The sequence below is a fragment of the Pseudomonas koreensis genome (assembly GCF_025447595.1).
In the GTDB taxonomy this organism is placed as follows: domain Bacteria; phylum Pseudomonadota; class Gammaproteobacteria; order Pseudomonadales; family Pseudomonadaceae; genus Aquipseudomonas; species Aquipseudomonas koreensis_H.
On record NZ_JAOEJU010000015.1, the window covers coordinates 1 to 23,494 of the forward strand.

Consider the following 23,494-nt stretch of genomic DNA (forward strand, 5'->3'; position numbering starts at 1 on the left):
TGCGCTGTTGAAGGGGCAAAGCGAATATCAGCCGAAGGCCGGTTGAGGGTTTCCCCTCAACCATAGAATCTCCCACATTGGATCACTGTCATTTTTCAGAAACGTCTTTGACTTAATCTCCCCGGCAATCCCCTTGGCTGCAATCGGTGCCGGCATGACCCTGCGTGTTCTGTTCGTCTTTCTCCTGAGCGCCTGGCTGCAGGTTGGGTTTGCGGCGTTGCCCATTTCCGAGAACGGCCCGGTATTGCGCATCCAGGGTTCCAACACCATTGGCGCGGCGCTTGGCCCGGCGCTGGTTGAAGGCCTGCTGCAAGATCAGGGGCTGTTGAAAGTCCACAGCGAAACCCCGGACACCGCTAACGAGCAACGGGTCGTCGGCCTGACGGCTCAAGGCCAAAGAGTCGTGGTGGAGATCGCCGCCCACGGTTCGAGCACCGGTTTCACTGCACTCAAGAACGCCAGCGCTGATCTGGCCGCCTCCTCGCGCCCGATCAAGGACAGCGAACTGCTGAACCTGCAAGCCCGGGGCGATCTGAAAAGCCCCGACGCCGAGCAAGTCATTGCCATCGATGGCCTGGCGATCATCCTCCATCCCGACAATCCGCTGAATCAACTGAACACCGAACAACTGGCACGGATCTTCAGCGGCGAGGCGAAGACGTGGGAAGACGTCGGCGGCAAGGGTGGGACGATTCATTTATATGCGCGGGATGATCAGTCCGGGACCTACGACACGTTCAAGGAACTTGTCCTCAGCCGTCGTGGGAAATCGCTGAGCTACGCCGCGAAACGGTTTGAATCCAGCGAGCAGTTGTCCGACGCCGTCAGTGCCGACCCGCAGGGCATCGGTTTCATCGGTCTGCCCTATGTGCGTCAGGCCAAAGCCGTGGCGATTGTCGACGGGCAATCCCAGGCGATGCTGCCGCTGGCCAGCCTGATTGCCACCGAAGACTATCCGCTGTCGCGGCGGCTGTTCTTCTATCTGCCGCCCGACAGCAACAATCCCTGGGCCAGGGCCTTGGTGGAGTTTGCGCAGAGCCGTCGGGGCCAGGCGATTGTCGCGGCCAACGGTTTTATCGCCCAGACCGTGCAGGCCATCGCCGTCACGCCGAATGCGCTGATGCCCGAGGGTTATCAATCCCTCAGCCGCCACGCCCAGCGTCTGACGGTAAACTTCCGCTTTGAAGAAGGCAGCGCCAGCCTCGACAACAAGGCTCGCCAGGATCTGGCCCGGGTGTTCGACTATATAAAGCACCACGAAAAGACCGACCGCGCGGTAACACTGGTGGGATTCGGCGACGCCAAGGACGACCCGGCGCGGGCGGATTTGCTGTCGAAACTGCGGGCGATGGCGGTACGTCGGGAGCTGGTGAAAAACGGCGTGGTGTTACGCGAGGTGCGCGGGTTTGGCGCGCTGATGCCGGTGGCGACCAACAGCGGGGATGAAGGCCGGATCAAGAACCGGCGGGTTGAGGTTTGGGTTTACTGAATCTGGTGTTGATGCGTTGCAGGCACTGACGCCTTCGCGGGCAAGCCCGCTCCCACAGGTGTTTCTGGTGTTCACGACAATGCGTTCACCGGAGATCCCTGTGGGAGCGGGCTTGCCCGCGATAGAAGCGCTGCGGTCTTAATGACCACTACGCAGCATTTCCTTCGGCACATACTTGCCGATCTCGAACTTGCCGATCGCCGCGCGGTGCACTTCGTCCGGGCCGTCGGCCAGGCGCAGGGTGCGTTGCATGGCGTACATGTAGGCCAGCGGGAAATCGTTCGACACCCCTGCCCCGCCATGAATCTGGATCGCCCGGTCGATCACCCGCAACGCGACGTTCGGTGCCACGACCTTGATCTGCGCAATCTCGCTCTTGGCGACCTTGTTACCCACGGTGTCCATCATGTACGCCGCCTTCAGGGTCAGCAGGCGCGCCATGTCGATTTCCATCCGCGAGTCGGCGATCTTGTCGACGTTACCGCCCAGACGTGCCAGCGGTTTGCCGAACGCAGTGCGGCTTACCGAACGTTTGCACATCAGTTCCAGCGCGCGCTCGGCCATGCCGATCGAACGCATGCAGTGGTGAATCCGGCCCGGGCCGAGGCGCCCTTGAGCGATTTCGAAGCCGCGTCCTTCACCGAGCAGGACGTTTTCGTACGGCACCCGCACGTTGTCGAACAGCACTTCGGCGTGACCGTGAGGTGCGTCGTCGTAACCGAACACCGGCAGCGGACGGACTATCTTCACACCGGGGGTGTCGACCGGCACCAGAATCATCGAGTGCTGGGCGTGGCGCGGGGCGTCGGGGTTGCTCAGGCCCATGAAGATCAGGATCTTGCAGCGCGGATCGCAGGCGCCGGAGGTCCACCATTTCTTGCCGTTGATGACCCACTCGTCGCCATCGCGCACGGCACGGGCGGCCATGTTGGTGGCATCGGAGGACGCGACGTCAGGCTCGGTCATGGCGAACGCCGAGCGGATCTCGCCGCGCAGCAGCGGCTCGAGCCAGCGTTGTTTCTGCTCTTCGTTGGCGTAACGCACCAGCACTTCCATGTTGCCGGTGTCCGGTGCCGAGCAGTTGAACGGCTCGGGACCCAGCAGCGAACGGCCCATGATTTCAGCCAATGGTGCGTATTCGAGGTTGGTCAGGCCGGCGCCCAGCTCTGACTCAGGCAGAAACAAATTCCACAGCCCTTCGGCTTTCGCCTTGGCCTTGAGTTCTTCCATGATCGCCGTCGGCTGCCAGCGGTCGCCCTCGGCAACCTGCCGTTCGAACACGGCTTCGGCCGGGTAAACGTAAGTGTCCATGAACGCGGTCACGCGCTCACGCAGTTCTTGCACCTTGGGCGAATAAGCGAAATCCATGAGCAATTACCTTTTTTCGGCAGGTTGTTTAAGTCATGCAATCGATGCTAGAACAGCGTTGATAATTTACCTAGCCTATTCTCGGCGTGTATAAACATTCATCACCGATATATGATTGGTTGATTTTCCTGGCCGCCCTGACCCGTGCCATCCACCTATAAGAAGAGAGCCGCGTAATGAATCTGAGCAAGGTCGACCTCAACCTTTTCATCGTCTTCGACGCGATCTACACCGAAGCCAACCTGACCCGCGCCGGGCAGATTGTCGGCATTACCCAGCCGGCGGTGTCCAACGCATTGGCGCGGTTGCGCGAGACCTTCAACGACCCGCTCTTCGTACGCACGGCCCAGGGCATGGTGCCGACGCCCATGGCGCAGAACATCATCGGCCCGGTGCGCAACGCGCTGTCGCTGCTGCGGGTATCGGTTCAGGAAAGCCGCATTTTCAACCCTTCGCAAGCGGTCAAGACCTACCGCATCAGCATGACCGACCTGACCGAAGCGGTGATTCTGCCCCCGCTGTTCCAGCGCCTGCGTCGTCTGGCGCCGACGGTGATCATCGAGAGCTTTCTGTCCAAACGCCGGGAAACCACCAAGGAACTCGCCGCCGGGCGCCTCGACTTTGCCGTGGATGCGCCGCTCAACACCGACCCGCAGGTGCGCCACGTCAAGCTGATGGAAGACCGTTACGTCTGTGCGATGCGCAAGGGCCATCCGCTGGCGACCAAGGAAAAATTCACCCTCGACGATTACCTGTCGCTGACCCACATTCATATTTCCAGCCGCCGCAGTGGCCTGGGCCATGTCGATCTGGCGCTGGGCAAAATGGGCATCCAGCGCAAGATCGCCCTGCGCTCACAGCACTATCTGATGGCGTCCCAGGTGTTGCAGCAGACCGACATGGTGATGACCGTGCCGGAGCGTTTTGCCCGTCGCCATGACCTGCATGCGTTCAATCTGCCGGTCAACGATGTGCCACCCGTGGAAACCCATTTGTACTGGCACGAAAGCACCGATCAGGACCCGGCCAACCGCTGGATGCGCGAGCAGATGATCGAGCTGTGCCAGCAAGTGACAGCCCACGAGAAGAAGCTCGACAAGCTGCAGGCGCCCGCCACTTGACGTAAACGTCAACCTGCCATTAGCTTAGCGCCAAGACCCTTCTTCGAGCGCTTTCATGAGCAGCCAGACCTACAGCATTTCCGACCTCGCCCGCGAGCTGGACATCACCACCCGGGCGATCCGCTTCTATGAAGAACAAGGCCTGCTCAGCCCCGAGCGCCGAGGCCAGGAACGCATCTATTCGCCACGCGACAAGGTCAGCCTGAAGCTGATCCTGCGGGGCAAGCGCATCGGTTTTTCCCTGGCTGAGTGTCGCGAGCTGATCGAGCTCTACGACCCGTCCAGCGGTAACACCAAACAACTCAACAGCATGCTGGCGAAAATCAGCGAGCGTCGTGAACAGCTTGAACAGCAACTGCTGGACATCGAACAGATGAAGCTGGAGCTGGATACCGCTGAAGAGCGCTGCGTGCAGGCGCTGGAGCAGACGCTCAAGAGTCAGCAAGTCGCGCAGTAACAGCCACAATTCAACTCCTGTGGGAGCGAGCTTGCTCGCGATGAGGCCGGAACATCCAGTATTGATGTTGACTGACCCAACGCCATCGCGAGCAAGCTCGCTCCCACAGGGTTCTCGATACAGTCAGATAATGAGCAGGTTCAGCCCATGTCCCTCCCCTCCCAAGTACGCCTGATCGAAGTCGGCCCGCGTGACGGCCTGCAGAACGAAGCCCAGCCCATCAGCGTCGCCGACAAGGTGCAACTGGTCGACGCGCTGAGCGCCGCCGGCCTCGGCTATATAGAAGTCGGCAGTTTCGTTTCGCCCAAATGGGTGCCGCAGATGGCTGGCTCCGCCGAGGTGTTCGCGCAGATCCAGCGCAAGCCCGGCGTGACCTATGGCGCATTGGCACCGAACCTGCGCGGCTTTGAAGATGCGCTGGCAGCCGGGGTCAAGGAAGTCGCGGTGTTTGCCGCTGCGTCCGAAGCGTTTTCGCAACGCAACATCAATTGCTCGATCAGCGAAAGCCTGGCGCGGTTCGCGCCGATCATGGAATCGGCGAAACAGCACGGCGTTACCGTGCGCGGTTACGTGTCCTGCGTGCTGGGCTGCCCTTACGAAGGCGAGGTCGCCCCGGAACAAGTGGCCATGGTGGCCCGCGAGCTGTACGCGATGGGCTGCTACGAAGTGTCGCTGGGTGACACCATCGGCACCGGCACCGCTGGCGCCACTCGCCGGCTGTTCGAAGTGGTCCCGAAGCAGGTGCCGCGAGAGAAACTCGCCGGCCACTTCCACGACACCTACGGCCAGGCCATGGCCAATATCTACGCCAGCCTGCTGGAAGGCATCGCGGTGTTCGACAGCTCGATCGCCGGCCTCGGCGGCTGCCCGTACGCCAAGGGCGCCAGCGGTAACGTCGCCACCGAAGACGTGGTGTACCTGCTCAACGGCCTGGGCATCGAGACCGGTATCGACCTCGACGCCTTGATTGCCGCCGGCCAGCAGATCAGCGCCGTGCTGGGTCGCCCGACCGGTTCGCGCGTGGCCAAGGCTCGCAGCGCACAGTGAGGGGATGGTGTTACCGCCGAGCGCGAAACGTGGGCACAAGCGAGTAACACGGAAACAAATTGTCTGGTTTTGCCTGAAGGAAAAATCCTTCAAAAATCTCAAACCCTTGATTTACAAGGGTTTTGAAAAGTTGGCACGGCTTCTGCTATCTCTATGGCATAACAAGAATAAAAAGCAGCAAACCAATAAAAATAAGACGTACCGACTCTGACATAACAAAAACAACACGGCAGAGACGCAGCTAACAGATTTTTTTGGAGAAGGTGTGCTTTTCAGGGTATTCCTCGGAATGACCCGCAACCGGGCAGAGAACAATAAAACTACCTTCAGGTAGCTCCCGAATCGGTTGGATCGCTAGACGAGAAAGCAGATCAGCGCTCAAAAAAATACGTTTGCTCTTGACCCCGGATGGGGGTCGCCAAAAACAGCGGTAAAGGGCCACGGTTGCCAAAAACAACAACAGACCGCCCCTCAATAATAAAAAAGAGCACGCGACGACAAAATTAAAGGGGAGCTTCGGCTCCCCTTTGTGCTGTCTGTGATTTGAGTTTCCACCGCTGAGCCCCTGTGGGAGCGAGCCTGCTCGCGATGCGGTGATTCAGTCAGCCGATCTTCTGAATGCTAATCCGCTTTCGCGAGCAGGCTCGCTCCCACAGGGGAAGTGTCAGGCCTGCTTTTCTCGCAACTCCTCGATACTGATCTCGCGCATCCGGAATTTCTGGATCTTGCCCGTCACCGTCATCGGAAACTCCTCGACGAATTTAAAGTAACGCGGCGTCTTGAAGTGGGCGATGCGCTCCTTGCACCACGCTTGCAGTTCTTGTTCGGTGGCGCTGTGGCCGGGATGGAATTTGATCCAGGCGACGATTTCCTCGCCGTAACGCGAGCACGGAATGCCGATCACCTGCACGTCCGCCACCGCCAGGTGGGTGAAGAAGAACTCTTCCAGTTCACGCGGGTAAATGTTTTCGCCGCCACGGATAATCATGTCCTTGTTACGGCCGGCGATGCACACGTAACCCTCGTCGTTCATGCTCGCCAGGTCGCCGGTGTGCATCCAGCCGGCCGCGTCGATTGCCTCGGCGGTGGCATTCGGGTTGTTCCAGTAGCCGAGCATCACGCTGTAGCCACGGGTGCACAGTTCGCCGATGGTGCCGCGTGGCACCGGATTGCCGGCCTCGTCGATGATCTTGCTTTCGAGTTGCGGCTGGGTGCGGCCGACGGTGGTGACGCGCAGTTCCAGTTCGTCGGATGGCCCGGTCTGCAGGGACACGGGGCTGGTTTCGGTCATGCCGTAGGCGATCTGCACTTCGCTCATGTGCATTTCGTTGATGACCCGGCGCATCACTTCGATCGGGCAGGTGGCGCCGGCCATGATTCCGGTGCGCAGGGTCGACAGATCGAACTCGGCACGCTGAGGCTGATCGAGCATGGCGATGAACATGGTCGGCACGCCGTACAGCGCGGTGGCCTTTTCTTCGGCGACGGTGCTCAGGGTCAGCAGCGGATCGAAGGCATCGTTGGGATAAATCATGGTGCTGCCGTGGGTAATGCAGCCCAGGTTGCCCATGACCATGCCGAAGCAGTGGTACAGCGGCACCGGGATCACCAGGCGATCGGCGGCGGTCAGGCCGAGGCTTTCGCCGACCATGTAACCGTTGTTGAGGATGTTGTAATGACTGAGGGTCGCGCCCTTGGGGAAACCGGTGGTGCCGGAGGTGTACTGGATGTTGACCGGCTGATCGAAGTGCAGGCTGTCGCTGCGTTCACGCAATTGTTCTGGAGAGACACTGGCGGCCAGATCTGCCAGTTGCGACCACGGGAGAAAACCCGAAGGCGGCTGGGGATCAAGGCTGATCAACCCGCGCAGCTCGGGCAGACGCTCACTGCGCAGTTCGCCGATGGATTGCTCGGCCAGTTCCGGCAGCAAGCCTTGCAACATGCCGTGATAGTTCGAAGATTTGAAGGCGCCGGCGCAAACCAGCCATTGGCAACCGGATTGCTTGAGTACGTATTCGAGTTCGGAGCTGCGGTAGGCCGGGTTGATGTTGACCAGGATCACGCCGATCTTCGCGGTGGCGAACTGTGTGATGCACCATTGCGCGCAGTTCGGCGCCCAGATGCCGAGCCGGTCACCGGCCTGCAAACCCAACGCCAGCAGCGCTCTGGCATGCACGTCCACCGCGTCGGCCAGTTGCCGCCAGGTGTAACGCAGCTGCTGATGACGCACCACCAGCGCCTCGCAGTCCGGGTACTGCGCGACGGTCTCGTCGAACTTCTGCCCGATGGTCATCGCCAGCAAGGCTTTGTCCTGGGAACCACGGGTATAGCTGCGCTGCGGGTTTGCACTGGGTTGATCCATGACGACCCCTATTGTCTTTATTAGTGGGTGTTGGAACGGAGCTACAGCAGCTCCGACCATTCAGAACTGGCTCTACTCTCGCTCAAGTTGACGTTAACGTAAAGGGTGATTGACAGCCATTCGTCACAGGCTTACGTTAACGTAAAGGTGAGAACTGAAACGCCCTTCTCCCCACCCTACAAAAAAGCCAAAAGGTGACCCATGAGCTACCCATCCCTGAACTTTGCCCTCGGTGAAACCATCGACATGCTGCGCGATCAGGTTCAGTCCTTCGTCGCCAAGGAGATCGCCCCGCGTGCCGCGCAGATCGACAGCGACAACCTGTTCCCGGCCGATCTGTGGCGCAAGTTCGGTGACATGGGCCTGCTCGGCATCACCGTCCCGGAAGAGTACGGCGGCGCTGGCCTGGGTTACCTGGCGCACGTCGTGGCGATGGAAGAAATCAGCCGTGGCTCGGCTTCCGTGGCGTTGTCCTACGGCGCCCACTCCAATCTCTGCGTGAACCAGATCAACCGCAACGGCAACCACGAACAGAAATCCAAATACCTGCCGAAGCTGATCAGCGGCGAACACGTCGGCGCTTTGGCGATGAGCGAGCCGAACGCCGGTTCCGATGTGGTTTCGATGAAACTGCGCGCTGATAAACGCGGCGACCGTTTCGTGCTCAACGGCAGCAAAACCTGGATCACCAACGGCCCAGACGCCAACACCTACGTGATATACGCCAAGACCGACCTGGAAAAAGGCCCGCACGGCATCACCGCATTCATCGTCGAGCGTGACTGGAAAGGCTTCAGCCGCAGCAACAAGTTCGACAAGCTCGGCATGCGCGGCTCCAACACCTGCGAGCTGTTCTTCGATGACGTCGAAGTGCCGGAAGAAAACATCCTCGGCGTACTCAACGGCGGCGTGAAAGTGCTGATGAGCGGCCTCGATTACGAGCGCGTCGTGCTGTCCGGTGGCCCGACCGGGATCATGCAGTCGTGCATGGACCTGATCGTGCCGTACATCCACGACCGCAAGCAGTTCGGCCAGAGCATCGGCGAATTCCAGCTGATCCAGGGCAAAGTCGCCGACATGTACACCCAGCTCAACGCCAGCCGTGCCTACCTCTACGCCGTGGCCCAGGCCTGCGAGCGCAACGAAACCACGCGCAAGGACGCCGCCGGCGTGATCCTCTACACCGCCGAACGCGCCACGCAAATGGCCCTGGACGCGATCCAGATTCTCGGCGGCAATGGTTACATCAACGAATTCCCGGCCGGCCGTCTGCTGCGTGACGCCAAGCTGTACGAAATCGGCGCCGGCACCAGTGAGATCCGTCGCATGCTGATCGGTCGCGAACTGTTCAACGAAACCCGCTAAACGGAGCTGTCCATGGCTATCCTGCATACCCAGCTCAACCCCCGTTCAGCGGAGTTCGCCGCCAACAGCGCGGCGATGCTCGAACAAGTCGACGCCCTGCACACCCTGCTAACCCAAGTGGCCCAGGGCGGCGGCGCGAAAGCTCAGGAACGTCACACCTCGCGCGGCAAACTGCTGCCGCGTGAGCGGATCAACCGCTTGCTAGATCCGGGCTCGCCGTTTCTGGAAATCAGCCAGTTGGCTGCCCACGCCGTTTATGGCGAAGACGTGCCGGCCGCTGGCGTGATTGCCGGGATCGGCCGTGTGGAAGGCGTCGAGTGCATGATCGTCGCCAACGATGCGACGGTGAAAGGTGGCTCGTACTACCCGCTGACCGTGAAGAAACACCTGCGCGCCCAGACGATCGCCCAGCAAAATCGCCTGCCGTGCATTTATCTGGTGGACTCGGGCGGCGCCAACCTGCCGCGTCAGGATGAAGTGTTCCCGGATCGCGAGCACTTCGGGCGAATCTTCTTCAACCAGGCGAACATGAGCGCCATGGGCATTCCGCAGATTGCCGTGGTCATGGGTTCCTGCACTGCCGGCGGCGCTTACGTGCCGGCGATGGCTGACGAAGCAATCATGGTGCGTAATCAGGCAACGATTTTCCTCGCTGGCCCGCCGCTGGTGAAAGCCGCGACCGGTGAAGTGGTCAGCGCCGAAGACCTCGGTGGGGCCGATGTGCACTGCAAGACTTCCGGGGTCGCCGACCATTACGCCGAAAGCGACGAGCACGCCCTCGCCCTCGCCCGCCGCAGCGTCGCCAACCTCAACTGGCGCAAGCTCGGCGAAGTGCAGCAGCGCACGCCGATTGCTCCGCTGTACGCCAGCGATGAGTTGTACGGTGTAGTTTCGGCAGACGCCAAGCAGCCGTTCGATGTGCGCGAAGTGATTGCGCGACTGGTCGACGGTTCGGTGTTCGATGAATTCAAAGCCTTGTTCGGCACCACGCTGGTGTGCGGTTTCGCCCATCTGCACGGCTACCCGATCGCGATCCTCGCCAACAACGGCATCCTGTTCGCCGAAGCTGCACAAAAAGGTGCGCACTTCATCGAACTGGCCTGCCAGCGCGGCATCCCGCTGCTGTTCCTGCAGAACATCACCGGCTTCATGGTCGGTCAGAAATACGAGGCCGGCGGCATCGCCAAACACGGCGCGAAACTGGTGACCGCCGTGGCGTGCGCCAAGGTGCCGAAATTCACCGTGATCATCGGTGGGAGCTTCGGTGCCGGTAACTACGGCATGTGCGGGCGGGCCTACGATCCGCGCTTTCTGTGGATGTGGCCGAACGCGCGGATCGGCGTGATGGGCGCCGAGCAGGCGGCCGGCGTACTGGTCCAGGTCAAGCGCGAGCAGGCCGAACGCAGTGGTCAGGCGTTCAGTGCCGAGCAGGAACGCGAAATCAAACAACCGATTCTCGACCAGTACGAAGAGCAGGGTCACCCCTACTATTCCAGCGCACGGCTGTGGGACGACGGCGTCATCGACCCGGCGCAGACCCGCGATGTACTGGCCCTGGCCTTGTCCGCGTCGTTGAACGCGCCTATCGAACCGAGCCGCTTCGGCGTGTTCCGGATGTGATCGGGAGAACCTCATGAGCGACTTCAACACCCTCGAATTGCAGAGCGATCCACGGGGTTTCGCGACCCTGTGGCTCAGCCGCGAAGAAAAGAACAACGCGTTCAACGCCGAGATGATCCGCGAACTGATCCTGGCGCTGGACAGGGTCGCCAGCGATGCCAGCCTGCGCTTTTTGCTGGTACGCGGACGCGGCAAGCACTTCAGCGCCGGCGCCGATCTTGCCTGGATGCAGCAATCGGCCGAACTCGATTACCACACCAACCTCGACGACGCCCGGGAACTGGCGGAGCTGATGTACAACCTCGCCAAACTGAAAATTCCGACCGTGGCCGTGGTGCAAGGCGCGGCGTTCGGCGGCGCGCTGGGTCTGATCAGTTGCTGCGACATGGCGATTGGCGCCGATGACGCGCAGTTCTGCCTGTCGGAAGTGCGCATTGGCCTGGCGCCAGCGGTGATCAGCCCGTTCGTGGTGCAAGCCATCGGCGAGCGCGCGGCGCGGCGTTATGCGCTGACGGCCGAACGTTTCGGCGGGCAGCGGGCGCGGGAAATCGGTTTGTTGTCGGAAAGCTATCCGGCAACCGAGCTTGAACAGAAAGTCGAACAATGGATCGACAACCTGCTGCTCAACAGCCCAGCCGCCATGCGCGCCAGCAAGGATCTGCTGCGTGAAGTCGGCAACGGTGCGCTGACCCCGGCCCTGCGCCGCTACACCGAAAACGCCATCGCCCGCATCCGCGTCAGCCCGGAAGGCCAGGAAGGTCTGCGGGCCTTTTTGCAGAAGCGTCCACCGAGCTGGCAAGCCGCAACCACCACCAAGGAGCCGCGTTGATGAGCGCACCTGTTCTCACCACCCTGCTGGTGGCCAACCGTGGCGAAATCGCGTGCCGGGTCATGCGTACCGCCAAGGCGCTGGGCATGACCACCGTTGCTGTGCACAGCGCCACCGACCGCGAAGCGCGGCACAGTCGTGAAGCGGATATCCGCGTCGATCTGGGCGGCAGCAAAGCGGCCGGCAGCTATTTACAAATCGACAAGCTGATCGCAGCGGCCAAGGCCAGTGGCGCTCAGGCGATTCATCCGGGTTATGGCTTTCTGTCGGAGAACGCAGGTTTTGCGCGCGCCATTGAAGCCGCCGGCCTGATTTTCCTCGGCCCGCCCGCTTCGGCCATCGACGCGATGGGCAGCAAATCCGCCGCCAAGGCATTGATGGAAACTGCCGGCGTGCCGCTGGTGCCGGGTTATCACGGCGAAGCCCAGGATCTGGACACCTTCCGTGACGCGTGCGAGCGAATCGGTTATCCGGTGCTGCTCAAGGCCACGGCCGGCGGTGGTGGCAAGGGCATGAAGGTTGTTGAAGGCGTCAGCCAGTTGGCTGAGGCGTTGGCCTCGGCCCAGCGTGAAGCGCAGTCGTCGTTTGGCGATTCGCGGATGCTGGTGGAGAAGTACCTGCTGAAGCCGCGCCACGTGGAAATCCAGGTGTTTGCCGATCAGCATGGCAATTGCCTGTATTTGAACGAGCGCGACTGCTCGATCCAGCGTCGGCACCAGAAGGTTGTCGAGGAAGCGCCGGCACCGGGCCTGAGTCCGGAACTGCGTCGGGCGATGGGCGAAGCGGCTGTGCGTTCGGCGCAGGCCATCGGTTACGTCGGCGCTGGCACGGTGGAGTTTTTGCTGGATGCTCGCGGCGAGTTCTTCTTCATGGAAATGAACACGCGGCTACAGGTCGAACACCCGGTCACCGAGGCCATTACCGGCCTTGATCTGGTGGCCTGGCAGATTCGCGTCGCCCGTGGCGAAGCGTTGCCGATCACTCAGGATCAGGTGCCGCTGAACGGGCATGCGATTGAAGTTCGGTTGTATGCGGAAGATCCGTCGAATGACTTCCTGCCGGCGACCGGGCGTCTGGATCTGTATCGCGAATCCGCCGCAGGGCCGGGGCGCCGGGTGGACAGTGGCGTTGAGGAAGGCGATGAGATTTCGCCGTTTTATGACCCGATGCTCGGCAAGCTGATTGCCTGGGGCGAGGATCGTGAGCAGGCGCGGTTACGGCTGCTGAGCATGCTCGATGAGTTTGCGATTGGCGGGTTGAAGACCAACATCAACTTCCTGCGGCGGATCATTGGCCATCCGGCGTTTGCGGCGGCAGAGCTGGATACCGGGTTCATTCCTCGCTATCAGGAACAGTTGCTGCCAACGCCCGCTGCGCTGAGTGATGAGTTCTGGGAGGCGGCGGCGCAGGCTTTTGCGCAGAGTCTACCGGGGGCGGCTCGGGCAGATGATCCGGCTTCGCCTTGGGCGCTTCACAGCGGTTTGCGTGCGGGTCTGCCACGTGAAATCACTTTGCATTTGAGCTGCGAGGGGCAGGATCGGGCGTTGACGCTCGGTGCTGACGGCAATGCAAAACTGGTCGGCGAACAACTGGTGGTCGAGCACGATGGACTGCGCCGACAGCTGAGGGCGATTCGTCGTGGTGAGGTTCTGTTTCTGCAATGGGACGGCGAGTTGCGACGTGTTGAAACGTATGACCCGATCAGCGCTGTCGAAGCCAGTCACAGCCATCAGGGCGGTCTGACGGCGCCGATGAACGGCAGCATCGTTCGAGTGTTGGTGGAGGCCGGGCAATCGGTTGAAGCCGGTGCGCAACTGGTGGTGCTGGAAGCGATGAAGATGGAGCACAGCATCCGCGCGCCCCACGCCGGCGTTATCAAGGCGCTGTATTGCCAGGAAGGCGAAATGGTCAGCGAAGGCAGCGCACTGGTCGAACTGGAAGAAGCGTGAAAGGTGGATCGATCCTACGCCTGGCGAGGATCGATCTGACTAGTATTTGGCCGTTGCCTGAACCACGACACCGATAATTCGGCACTCGTCGGTCAACAAGGCTTTCGGCCAGGTCGGGTTGAGCGGTACCAGGTAACGCTGGCCGCCCTCTTCGATCAGCTTGCGGAAAATCGCCTCGTCGCTGTCGGGCCACTGGGCGATCACCAGTTTGCCGGGCTCGGCTTCCTGGGCCGGATCCACCAGAATCATCATCCCTTCGCCGATGCTCTGCCCCGTGGGTGCAGTCATCGCATTCCCCGTCACGGTGAGCCAGAACGCCGGGCCACGGGCGTGGTAATCCGTCAGTTCGAAACGTCGCTTGTCCTTGGCACTCGAATACGCTGGCTGGCTCTCGCGGGCCTCGACCGGCGCATTCCACTCGCTGACCGGATAGCGAAAGTAAGGGTTGTACTTCTGCGCCAGGGGCATTTCGTCATCCGCATCGATCTGCGGTTCACGAATCACCACTGCGACTTCGAGATACTCCATGCCCAGCGCTTTCAGCACGCGGTTCATCTGCGTGATGCCGGGCTCGCGGCGCTTGTTCAGCCAATGGCCGATACCGCCCTGAGACATGCCGACACGCTCGCCGAGCTCGACTTGAGTGACGTTGAGTTCACTCATTTTGGCCTTGACCAACTCAATCCATTTATCCATGTGCGGCACCATACGTGGACGCCTGCGGCCGGCAAAACACATATTGTAGTATTTAAATTCTGGTCACAAATACTGATAGTACTATGCTTGAGTCACGGATTTGAATCGACCAAGGAGTGACCTTTCACCATGAACATCACCAGTAAAGACCTGCCCGACCTGCAAATGGACACCACCTTCACGTCCCCGCAAGGGTGCGCGGCTGCGCAACGGGCGTTGGACTATTACTTGAAACCAGCCGTGTCAGAACCGGAAGTGGATGAGCGCTTTTTCGGCGTGAACAACAACCTGAGTGGCGAAGAATCCCTGGTCCATGCCTCCGATCTGCTGCGATGTGCAGCAGCGACGGCGTTCAAAGCGGCGGACGGCTTGCAGGGCGTGAGTCGGGATCTGGCGTTTTCAGTCGTGCACATGGTGGACATGGCGCGGGCGATGGTTGATCACTCGCTCGATGGCGCGGTTCGCTGAAAACGGGAGTTCGGACGGACGGGAAAGAATTTTCCAATCGCGCAGATAAAAACATTTGACTTGCAAATGATAATGATTATTATTGCAAGCAGCTGATCGCGAGATCAGTCGATGGACCAGAGACCTTAGGTCGGTCTTCTGGACTATCTCCTCATCAGGCTAATCACGGTTTTTGACCCGGCTTTTTGCCGGGTCTTTTTTTTGCCAGTTTTCTGGCTTGTGGCTTCAGGCTAATGAAGTCTTTGGGTGCTGCAAATTCGATGGCGCGGATAATATCAAAAGAATATTGCTTGGCAAGCGGACCCCGGCCACATTGGGGCAAAGTAATGCCAATTAGCACTTGAGAATCAATCGCACAGCCACTAAGCTGCATCCGCGTCATGGAGGACGCCCCCCGCCACAACCCGCAATTTCCCTCGGTTTCACCCCTGTCTTGCGTGTAAAGTAGCCGCCATAAAAATCATATTCAGGAACCGATTATGACCGTGGCCAAATCTTCGTTCGACATCAGCGCCAACTTCGACAGCGGCAACATCCAAGTCATCGACATCAGCAATCCGCTCAACCCGGTTCTGGCAATTCGGCCAGATACCCGCAGCGCCCATTTCCAGTGGTTCCACTTCAAAGCCAGCGGCCTGCATGTTCATCAGGAACACTGGTTCCGCCTGGTCAACGCCAGCCAGTCCTCCTATAACAAGGCCTGGACGGGCTATCAGGCGGTCGCCTCTTACGATCACGTCAACTGGTTCCGCATTCCGACTCAATTCGAAGGCGACAGCCTGCGCTTCTGCCTCGAAGCCGAGCAGACCCACGCCTGGTTCGCCTACTTCGAACCTTACAGCCGTGGCCGTCATGACTGGCTGATCGAGCAAGCGCTGGCCAAGGCCGGCACCGAATTGCTGGCCACCGGTAAAAGCGTCGAAGGCCGCGACATCCAGCTGCTGCGCAAAGGCACCGGCGCCGAAGGACGACGCAAAATCTGGATCATCGCCCAGCAACATCCCGGCGAGCACATGGCCGAGTGGTTCATGGAAGGCGTGATCGAACGCCTGGAACATCATGACGATCCAGTACTGAACAAGCTGCTGGCCAGCGCCGATCTGTATCTCGTGCCGAACATGAACCCGGACGGTGCCTTCCACGGTCACCTGCGCACCAACGCCATGGGGCAGGACCTGAACCGCGCCTGGCAGAACGCCAGTCACGAAGTCAGCCCGGAAGTACTTTTCGTACAACAGCAGATGGAAAAGTACGGCGTCGATCTGTTCCTCGACGTACACGGCGACGAAGAAATTCCCCACGTGTTCACCGCAGGCTGCGAAGGCAATCCGGGCTACACCCCGCGCCTGGAGAAGCTCGAAGAGCACTTCCGCAGCCACCTGAAGCACACCACCAAAGACTTCCAGACCAAGTACGGCTATACCCGCGACGAACCGGGCCAGGCAAACATGACCCTGGCCTGCAACAGCGTCGGCCAGAAATTCGACTGCCTGTCGCTGACCCTGGAAATGCCGTTCAAGGATCACGATGACGCGCCGAACCCGCTCACCGGCTGGTCGGGCAAGCGCTCGAAGCAACTGGGCAAAGACGTGCTGACCACCATCGCGGACATGGTCGACACCCTGCGCTAATCCCCTCGGATTTTCGCTTCACGAAAGATCGCAGCCTGTCTGCGATCTTTTTTTGCACCGACTTTTATCCAATCAGGTTGCAAATCAAAACCGGATTACTTACCGCCAATCAAGTTTCAACTTGAAACCTGAAAGGATCCGGGACATGAACACCGCAACACTCGATCAAGGTGTCGTACTGCTTTTCGCCATCGCTTGCGGCCTCGCGGTGGGTAACGTGTATTACGCCCAGCCGCTGCTGGATGCGATGGCCGACGCCTTCGGCCTGTCGCCGGGCAGCATCGGCATCGTCATGACGCTGACCCAGGTCGGTTACGGCATCGGTCTGTTATTGCTCGTGCCACTCGGCGACCTGCTCAACCGCCGCCGACTGATCGTCACCCAAACGCTGTTGTCCGCCGCAGCCTTGCTGATGATTGCTCTGGCCTCGAACAGCGCCTGGCTGCTGATCGGCGTCACCCTGACCGGCCTGCTTGCCGTGGTCACCCAGGTACTGGTCGCCTACGCAGCAACCCTCGCGCTCCCGGCGCAACGTGGAAAGGTGGTCGGTGTGATCACCAGCGGCATCGTCGTTGGCATTCTGCTCGCGCGCACCGTGGCCGGCGGCATGGCCGATCTGGCCGGCTGGCGCTCGATCTATCTGCTGTCGGCGGGATTGACGCTGGTGATGGCCGCGCTGCTGTTTCGGGTGTTGCCCAAAGATGAAGACGCACGACCGACCACGCGCTACGTGGCACTGATCGCTTCAGTGTTCACTCTGTTCCGTGAGGAGCCGGTGCTGCGCCAACGAGCGATCCTCGCCCTGCTCACCTTCGCCAGCGCCATGGTGCTGTGGACGCCGATGGTGTTGCCGCTGGCCGCCCCGTCGCTGTCGCTTTCCCACAGTGAAATCGGATTGTTCGGACTTGCCGGCGCGGCAGGCGCACTGGCCGCCGCCAGAGCCGGACATCTGGCGGATCGAGGATTGGGGCAATGGGTCAGCGGCCTGTCGCTGCTGCTGATGCTGGGCTCGTGGCTGCCAATCGCACTTACCCAAACTTCGTTATGGGCACTGCTGCTTGGCGTCATCACCCTGGATCTGGGCTTGCAGGCCGTGCACGTCACCAGCCAGAGCATGATCTACAGCGTCCGCCCGGAGGCGCAGAGCCGACTGACCGCCGGCTACATGCTGTTTTACTCCATTGGCAGCGCCTTGGGCTCAATCGCCTCGACGGCCATGTATGCCTGGGCAGGATGGTCGGGCGTGTGCTGGCTGGGTGCAGCAATCAACATGGCCGCGTTGCTGTACTGGTGGCGAACGCTGGCCATACAAAAACGTGGCGAGGCTGCTTGCGCCCTCGCCACGTCGGACTGACACACGATCAACCGCGATTGCGTCCCCGCAGCATGCTGTCGAGCACTTCGTCGCGGCGCACCCAGCCATGGAACAGCGCCGCCGCCAGGTGCAGCAGCACGGTCAGGAACAACAGATACGCCAGATACCCGTGAGCCTTGCGCAGCAACGCAAACACCTGCGCATCCGCCGGCACGATCGACGGCAATTGCAAGGACGTGCCGAGCATCACCGGATCCCCCGCCGCGCTGATCATCGCCCAGCCCAGCAGCGGCAACACCAGCATCAGCGCATACAACAACAGATGAGAAGCCTTGGCCGCCATCACCTGCCAGCCCGGTAGATCCGCCGGCAGCGGCGGCTGACGCGTGCCCAGTCGCACCAGAATGCGCACGATCACCAAAGCGAGTATCGCGATGCCCAACGGTTTGTGCAGATTGATCAGCCATTCATGCCGCGCCGACACCGAGGTCACCATGCCGGCACCGATGAACAACATCGCGATGATCATCAACGCCATCAGCCAGTGCAGCAAGCGGGCCAGCGGATTGAAATGAGTCGGTTGCGTGCTCATGGGCGAGCCTCCTTTTTGCCGGTTGGCAGTTGGCTGACTTCGCTGGTGCGACGCAGGTAGGAATCGGCGTAACCGGCCGAGCGCGCGGCCAGCAACGGGTCGTCGGAACCCTGAATGCCGGCCGGCAGCACCAGCGGATCGTAGTTGATGTCACGGCATTCGCCGCTGAGCTGCGGCTGGGTCTTTTCCAGCACCAGGGTGCCGGCGTTCAGCACCTTGCGGCCGGCGGGCCAGGCCTTGCTCGCATCGTTTACCGGATCGTCGTTGTTGGCCAACGTGATGTTCAACTGAAAGCGCAGCGGCCCTTCGGCCAGGCGTTGCACCAGGTCTTTTTCAAGGAAATCGCTACCTTCAGGCGCGGTAGCACCGGCAGCATCCTGGACCAGAGGCGTCATGCTCCAACGCACCGCCTGCTTCTTGCCGCTGGCATCCACCAGATAGAACGCGTTGACGCTGTTGTAGGTTTCCGTCGCGTAACTGGCCGAAGGTTTGGCGGTTTTTATCCAGGTCAGAAACGGCACGGCTTCCGGGTGCGAGGCAAAAAATGCCGGCACCTTGGTCGGATCCGGTTTACCGGTGACGGGATCCGGTGATTGCGCCTGCTGCAACTGATAGAACGCCTCGGGCGTGCCGACCGGGAACACCGGCATGCTGTTCATCCCCGTGCGCCACTGCTGGCCGTTGGCCTGAGTGAAACGCAGCGCCAGACTGCGGATCGGTACGGCGCTGTCCGGCGCATACGGATTGCCGGCCGGCAACGCAAAGCGCCCGACCACCGGTGTGCGGGGCTCATTGAACACTTGCGCGACAGAATACGAGCGAGCCTCGCCGCTGCTCTCGAAATGTCCGATCACGCAGACACCTTTGGCGTGATTGCGGCGAAAGCCGGGATGCACACCGTTGTTCTTTTCCAGCACATCGACCAATGCTTTCGGCGTCAGGCGTTGTGGGTCAAATGAACCATGAACGTAGGCAAACGCCCCGGCCAGGGCTGCGACCACCACGGCGATTCCGCCAAGACGCAACACCAGGCTCGCGGCACTCAGTGGCGGGCGTTGAGGCCCGCCGGGCGGTGAGCTGCGATCAACCATGAAGAACTCCAGGGCCATCGGCCATAGGGAAAGGTGCTATGAGACGCATGTCTCGTAGGATTATTCCCTCTGAACTGTAGTTTCTTTCATGCAGTGGCGTCGGAGTCCAATCGAGGCCGGTTATATCTGATCGAAACGCGGCTCGCGTTTTTCCAGAAACGCCTGCATGCCTTCTTTCTGTCCGGGTGTCGCGAACAGGCCGTGAAACGAGCGTCGTTCAAACAGAATGCCTTCACGCAATCCCGACTCGGACGCCCGGTCAACTGCTTCCCGGGCCGCCCGTGTCGCGGCGCGGGGAAACCCGCCGATACGCTGTGCAATGCCCATGGCCTGCTTCAACAAGTGATCGACGTCTGTCACCCGCGACACCAACCCCGCCTGCTCGGCTTCACGTGCGGACATCGTTCGACCGGTCAGTATCATGTCCATGGCTTTGGCGCGGCCAATCAACCGGGTCAGGCGTTGCGTGCCACCCATGCCGGGCATCACCCCCAAAGTGATTTCCGGCAGAGCGAACCTCGCGGACTCTGCCGCCACGATCACGTCGCACATCATTGCCAATTCGCACCCGCCACCGAACGCGAATCCCGCCACCGCCGCGACTTTTGGCGTGCGCAGAGCGGCAAACGTATCCCATCCGGCGAAATGGTCTTCCTCGATCATTTCCAGGCAGGATTTTTCGTACATCTCCTTGATGTCGGCTCCGGCAGCAAAATAATCCCGGGTACCGGTGATGAGGAAACATCCGACATCCGGATCACTGTCCAGCGGTTGCAAGGTCTCCAGCAATTCGTGCATCAGTGGTGTATCGAGCGCATTACGCGCCTGCGGGCGGTTGAGGCGGATCAGTACCACCGGGCCCTGTCGTTCAATCAATAGGTTCATCACAATCTCTTTGAATAATGGCGTGAGCGGAACAAAACCGATCCGCCGTCAGGAATCCCAGATCGCGCCGTAGGCCGGAACACCCCGAGATTCCATTTCCTCGACCACTCGTTCGGTCAACCTCTGATTGGAAATACAGATCACCGCTTCCGCACCGTGGGTTCGAACGGCGGCATACGCCAGCGCCACCAGATCCGGTTTGCCCAAGCGGTCGGTGTCCCAGATATGGGCATCGGGTTGTGCCTGCAGGATTTCCTCCACCAGCGCATCCCCATAAGTCTCGCGCGGGCTGCGGGTGGACCAGATCAGATGGATCGGCACTTGCCGCGCCAGCAGATGCGGCAGCACCGGACCAATGCCACTGCCGGTGGCGACGTACACCACAGACTTGAACAGGGTTTCGATGTGGGCGACGCCTGCCGTGGTGATGCCCTTGACCCAGACATGGCTCGGCGGCTGCTCGATCAGTTCACCGGTCCAGTCGCCGGCCCGGGAAATGATCAGGCGAAAACCGTGTTCGTCCGGTGCAGGAATGTTGGCAAACGAGTGCCATTCCCACAGCGGATGGCGACTGATTGCGGTGGCAGACCCGGCGAACGGCGTGTGGTGCTCGAACCGGGCAATCACCGCATGCGATGACGGCTTGACCAGCGTCACCGGCACCTTGCGCAGGCGCAGCCAAGGCAACGCAATACTGAGTGTCAGGAGTGGCAGCATCCAGAACGATACGGACGTCAACAGGACCTGCGCCAGGTCCGCCGAGGGATTTCGGTCCCGGGCAAACACCAGCGTCATGGCCCAGAACAGCAAGAGCGCCGCCCAACCGGCAAACCGGTGCGTGCGTTCGAAAGCGTTGTGAAACCGTGAACGGATCCCCGGCAACGCCATGATCGCCATCGCCAGCAGCAACCCCAGCAGTCCGGAACTGATGGCCAGCAACGTCAGCGAAACCCCACCTGCCCCCTCGGTCCTTTGCCAGATCATCGAGCCGAGCAACGCAACGAACCAGACAATCGCGGCCATCGCCCCGCCACTGTGCAAGCCACCGAAATGGTAGACCTTGGCCAGCGAACGACGAATCGCCAGCGGCCAACTCGTGGGAGCACGCGTCGCCAGCCAGAACAGCAGATTGATCAGGTATTGCTGACGAATCAGGATCGCCATCGACAGGTTCGTCAACACCAGCTGCGACAATGCCTCCAACGCAATCCCCGAGGCCGACCACCACTGTCCGACGGTGATCCCGTACACCAGAGCCCCGAGGTTCGCCAGCAACACCAACGCAACCAGGCGGTTGTAATGTGAAAACAGCGGCAGCGTTCCCAGACGCCGCCAGAGCGGCCGTCGAGGTGGCAGGGTAAAAGCGTCGTCGACGTGACTCATTGCACCGCCTCCTGCGTGGCGGCAACGAGCTGTGTCTGATACGCCTGTGCCCACTCAAGCAGCAAGCGTTTGTCGACCTTGCCCCTTGAGGTCAGCGGGATGTCGTCCACCGGCAGAATCATCGAAGGCACGCAGTAATAGGCCAGACGCTCCTCGCAACGGTGTCGCGCCACGTCAGTGTCCGTGGAAGCGGGATAGACGAAAGCGACCAGATGACGGTTATCGAATTTCAAGGTCACCGCGCGCTCGCAGCCCGGTGCAGACTCCAGCGCGGCTGACACCGAGTCCAGTTCGACGCGAAAGCCCCGGACTTTCACCTGATCGTCCACCCGACCCAGGTGCTCCAGTTCGCCGTCAGCGGTCCAGCGCCCCAGATCACGGGTGCGAAACATCAGGCGACCTTGTCCCAGAAACGGATCGAGACGGTAACGTTCGGCAGTCAGGGCAGGATTGCCCAGATACCCGGCCGTCACACAATCGCCACCGGCCCACATTTCGCCCTGCTCACCCGGCGCGCACAGTTGGCCCGTTTCATCCAGTACATACACGGTGTTGTTGGGCGTTGGCGTGCCGATCGTCAACGGCCCCGTACCTCGGTAATGCTGCATGGTGTTGACGATGGTGGTTTCTGTGGGGCCGCAAGCATTGTAGAAATCGCAAAAGGACGCCCAACGATCAGCCAGGGGCTGCGGGCAGGGTTCGCCGGCCAGGGCCACGACCTTCACCTGGCTGCAGCGCGCCGGATCCAGCGTGGCGAGAATCGATGGCGTCGCGATCAGCACGTCACACTGCTCGGCGGTTTCGGCAATGTCCTTGCCCCGGACCAGCAGCGTCGCGCCATGGGCCAGACAACCGAGGATTTCCCAGGCGGCCATGTCGAAGGCGATATTGAGAATCTGCCCGACGTTCATGCCCGGCCCCATGCCAAGATTGCCGGGGCCGGTCAGCAGAATGTTGCAGACATTGCGTTGAGTCACCCTGACACCGTTGGGCTGACCGGTCGTCCCGGACGTAAACAACACAAAACACAGAGCATCCGGTGACGAAACCTCCTCCCCAACGTTCACGTCATCGGCGGCCAAGCTCGGCGAGTCGATGAACGTATCCAGATGAATGCAATGCTGTCCGGCCGTGAGCGGAATCCCGTGAGCCAGTGTTGAAAGCGTCAACACCACCTGCGTCGAAGCAACCGACATGATGTGGCTCAACTGGGTGGCCGGGGTGATGCCGACATGCTGGGGAATATAGGCAGCGCCCACCTTCAGGGTCGCGAACATGCCCACCAGCATCGGGATCGAACGCTCGACAAACAGCGCCACGTGATCGCCCGGCGCTACGCCATGGCTTAACAACAATCTGGCCAACCGGTTGGCCTGGCGGTTCAACTCGCCATAGGTAAGGATCTGCCCCTGAAAACGCGCGGCCACATGCTGCGGATGAGTCGCCGCCCGCGCTTCGATCGCACGGTGGATCAACGAGTACTCAGGCTCGACCACCGGGCCGCAGCCGAATGCACGCCAGGAGTCAGGTCCGGCACTCGGTGTGGCCGGGGTATTCATAACGATTGCATGCATCTCAAAATTCCCTTTTGCTCAAATCATCGTTTCAGCCGCTTCGGCCACCGATTGCCTGTTGGCGACATCGGTGGCTGCTGCGCTTGTCGGACGGGTTGAGCCGGGAAATTTGAATCCATTACACGCACTACAGAACGCGACGAACTTTCTTACGTCGAAAGGAATGAAATCTTTCAACTCCTGGAATGGAATAAGCTGTTTCGAGAAGCGTCTTTCCTATCACTACCGCGCTTCTGGCCCAGAGCATGTCCT

At 60.7% G+C, this 23,494-nt stretch carries 20 protein-coding genes; 11 read left to right on the forward strand and 9 right to left on the reverse strand.

Going from position 1 to position 23,494, the window contains the following annotated elements; genetic code table 11:
• The first annotated feature begins 154 nt into the window (after window positions 1–154).
• Entirely contained in the window at window positions 155–1,489 is a 1,335-nt protein-coding gene (locus tag N8H71_RS18065; RefSeq protein WP_262195027.1) for a phosphate ABC transporter substrate-binding/OmpA family protein, read from the forward strand.
• Between the two features lie 138 nt (window positions 1,490–1,627).
• On the opposite strand, the gene N8H71_RS18070 is transcribed toward N8H71_RS18065, so the two are convergent.
• Window positions 1,628–2,857 (reverse strand): acyl-CoA dehydrogenase, encoded by a 1,230-nt coding sequence (locus tag N8H71_RS18070; RefSeq protein WP_003223710.1) that lies wholly within the window; start codon window positions 2,855–2,857, stop codon window positions 1,628–1,630.
• 176 nt (window positions 2,858–3,033) lie between these two features.
• Here N8H71_RS18070 and N8H71_RS18075 point away from each other — a divergent pair, with 176 nt between their 5' ends.
• The 3 genes from N8H71_RS18075 (at window position 3,034) to N8H71_RS18085 (ending at window position 5,482) form a co-directional block, all read left to right on the forward strand.
• Window positions 3,034–3,978 (forward strand): LysR family transcriptional regulator, encoded by a 945-nt coding sequence (locus N8H71_RS18075; protein ID WP_011334997.1) that lies wholly within the window; start codon window positions 3,034–3,036, stop codon window positions 3,976–3,978.
• Between the two features lie 55 nt (window positions 3,979–4,033).
• Window positions 4,034–4,435 carry a MerR family transcriptional regulator gene (locus tag N8H71_RS18080; RefSeq protein ID WP_007951507.1) on the forward strand — a complete coding sequence of 134 codons (402 nt, stop codon included), beginning with the start codon at window positions 4,034–4,036 and terminating at the stop codon, window positions 4,433–4,435.
• A 147-nt stretch (window positions 4,436–4,582) separates the two neighbouring features.
• A complete protein-coding gene (locus tag N8H71_RS18085) occupies window positions 4,583–5,482 on the forward strand; it encodes a hydroxymethylglutaryl-CoA lyase (protein ID WP_262195028.1) in 900 nt (299 codons plus the stop codon).
• A 664-nt stretch (window positions 5,483–6,146) separates the two neighbouring features.
• Here N8H71_RS18085 and N8H71_RS18090 read toward each other — a convergent pair.
• Window positions 6,147–7,844 (reverse strand): AMP-binding protein, encoded by a 1,698-nt coding sequence (locus N8H71_RS18090; protein WP_262195029.1) that lies wholly within the window; start codon window positions 7,842–7,844, stop codon window positions 6,147–6,149.
• A gap of 201 nt (window positions 7,845–8,045) precedes the next feature.
• Between N8H71_RS18090 and N8H71_RS18095 the strand changes: the two genes are divergently transcribed.
• Genes N8H71_RS18095 through N8H71_RS18110 form a run of 4 tightly spaced genes read left to right on the forward strand, consistent with a single transcriptional unit; the run spans window position 8,046 to window position 13,607 of the window.
• Window positions 8,046–9,209 (forward strand): isovaleryl-CoA dehydrogenase, encoded by a 1,164-nt coding sequence (locus N8H71_RS18095; RefSeq protein ID WP_085712435.1) that lies wholly within the window; start codon window positions 8,046–8,048, stop codon window positions 9,207–9,209.
• A 12-nt stretch (window positions 9,210–9,221) separates the two neighbouring features.
• Window positions 9,222–10,829 (forward strand): carboxyl transferase domain-containing protein, encoded by a 1,608-nt coding sequence (locus tag N8H71_RS18100; RefSeq protein ID WP_262195030.1) that lies wholly within the window; start codon window positions 9,222–9,224, stop codon window positions 10,827–10,829.
• A 13-nt stretch (window positions 10,830–10,842) separates the two neighbouring features.
• Window positions 10,843–11,658, forward strand: coding sequence for a gamma-carboxygeranoyl-CoA hydratase (locus N8H71_RS18105; protein WP_262195031.1), 816 nt, complete (start codon window positions 10,843–10,845; stop codon window positions 11,656–11,658).
• Entirely contained in the window at window positions 11,658–13,607 is a 1,950-nt protein-coding gene (locus N8H71_RS18110) for an acetyl/propionyl/methylcrotonyl-CoA carboxylase subunit alpha (protein ID WP_262195032.1), read from the forward strand. Before N8H71_RS18105 ends, N8H71_RS18110 begins: the two co-directional genes overlap by 1 nt.
• A 39-nt stretch (window positions 13,608–13,646) precedes the next feature.
• On the opposite strand, the gene N8H71_RS18115 is transcribed toward N8H71_RS18110, so the two are convergent.
• Window positions 13,647–14,303 (reverse strand): LexA family protein, encoded by a 657-nt coding sequence (locus N8H71_RS18115; protein WP_262195033.1) that lies wholly within the window; start codon window positions 14,301–14,303, stop codon window positions 13,647–13,649.
• Window positions 14,304–14,432: 129 nt separating this feature from the next.
• Here N8H71_RS18115 and N8H71_RS18120 point away from each other — a divergent pair, with 129 nt between their 5' ends.
• The gene (locus N8H71_RS18120) at window positions 14,433–14,771 is read left to right on the forward strand and encodes a DUF6124 family protein (RefSeq protein WP_262195035.1); all 339 of its coding nucleotides are present in this window, start codon (window positions 14,433–14,435) and stop codon (window positions 14,769–14,771) included.
• Window positions 14,772–14,934: 163 nt separating this feature from the next.
• Here N8H71_RS18120 and N8H71_RS18125 read toward each other — a convergent pair whose 3' ends face one another.
• Window positions 14,935–15,153, reverse strand: a complete 219-nt coding sequence (locus tag N8H71_RS18125; RefSeq protein WP_143492966.1) for a hypothetical protein — start codon at window positions 15,151–15,153, stop codon at window positions 14,935–14,937.
• Between the two features lie 97 nt (window positions 15,154–15,250).
• Here N8H71_RS18125 and N8H71_RS18130 point away from each other — a divergent pair, with 97 nt between their 5' ends.
• Complete coding sequence (locus N8H71_RS18130) at window positions 15,251–16,402, forward strand: M14 family metallopeptidase (protein ID WP_262195036.1); 1,152 nt, start codon at window positions 15,251–15,253, stop codon at window positions 16,400–16,402.
• Between the two features lie 145 nt (window positions 16,403–16,547).
• Window positions 16,548–17,756 (forward strand): MFS transporter, encoded by a 1,209-nt coding sequence (locus N8H71_RS18135; protein WP_262195038.1) that lies wholly within the window; start codon window positions 16,548–16,550, stop codon window positions 17,754–17,756.
• Between the two features lie 7 nt (window positions 17,757–17,763).
• Here the strand turns inward: N8H71_RS18135 and N8H71_RS18140 are convergent, their stop codons facing one another.
• The 5 genes from N8H71_RS18140 to N8H71_RS18160 form a co-directional block, all read right to left on the reverse strand.
• Window positions 17,764–18,309: a cytochrome b gene (locus tag N8H71_RS18140; RefSeq protein WP_011335009.1), complete on the reverse strand. Its 546-nt coding sequence runs from the start codon at window positions 18,307–18,309 to the stop codon at window positions 17,764–17,766.
• Window positions 18,306–19,400: a catalase family peroxidase gene (locus N8H71_RS18145; protein ID WP_262195039.1), complete on the reverse strand. Its 1,095-nt coding sequence runs from the start codon at window positions 19,398–19,400 to the stop codon at window positions 18,306–18,308. The genes N8H71_RS18140 and N8H71_RS18145 overlap by 4 nt, the downstream gene beginning before the upstream one ends.
• Window positions 19,401–19,520: 120 nt before the next feature.
• Window positions 19,521–20,285, reverse strand: coding sequence for an enoyl-CoA hydratase-related protein (locus N8H71_RS18150; RefSeq protein WP_262195040.1), 765 nt, complete (start codon window positions 20,283–20,285; stop codon window positions 19,521–19,523).
• A 48-nt stretch (window positions 20,286–20,333) separates the two neighbouring features.
• Window positions 20,334–21,668 (reverse strand): hypothetical protein, encoded by a 1,335-nt coding sequence (locus tag N8H71_RS18155; protein ID WP_262195041.1) that lies wholly within the window; start codon window positions 21,666–21,668, stop codon window positions 20,334–20,336.
• Window positions 21,665–23,242, reverse strand: a complete 1,578-nt coding sequence (locus N8H71_RS18160; protein ID WP_431768315.1) for an amino acid adenylation domain-containing protein — start codon at window positions 23,240–23,242, stop codon at window positions 21,665–21,667. Before N8H71_RS18160 ends, N8H71_RS18155 begins: the two co-directional genes overlap by 4 nt.
• Window positions 23,243–23,494: the final 252 nt, after the last annotated feature.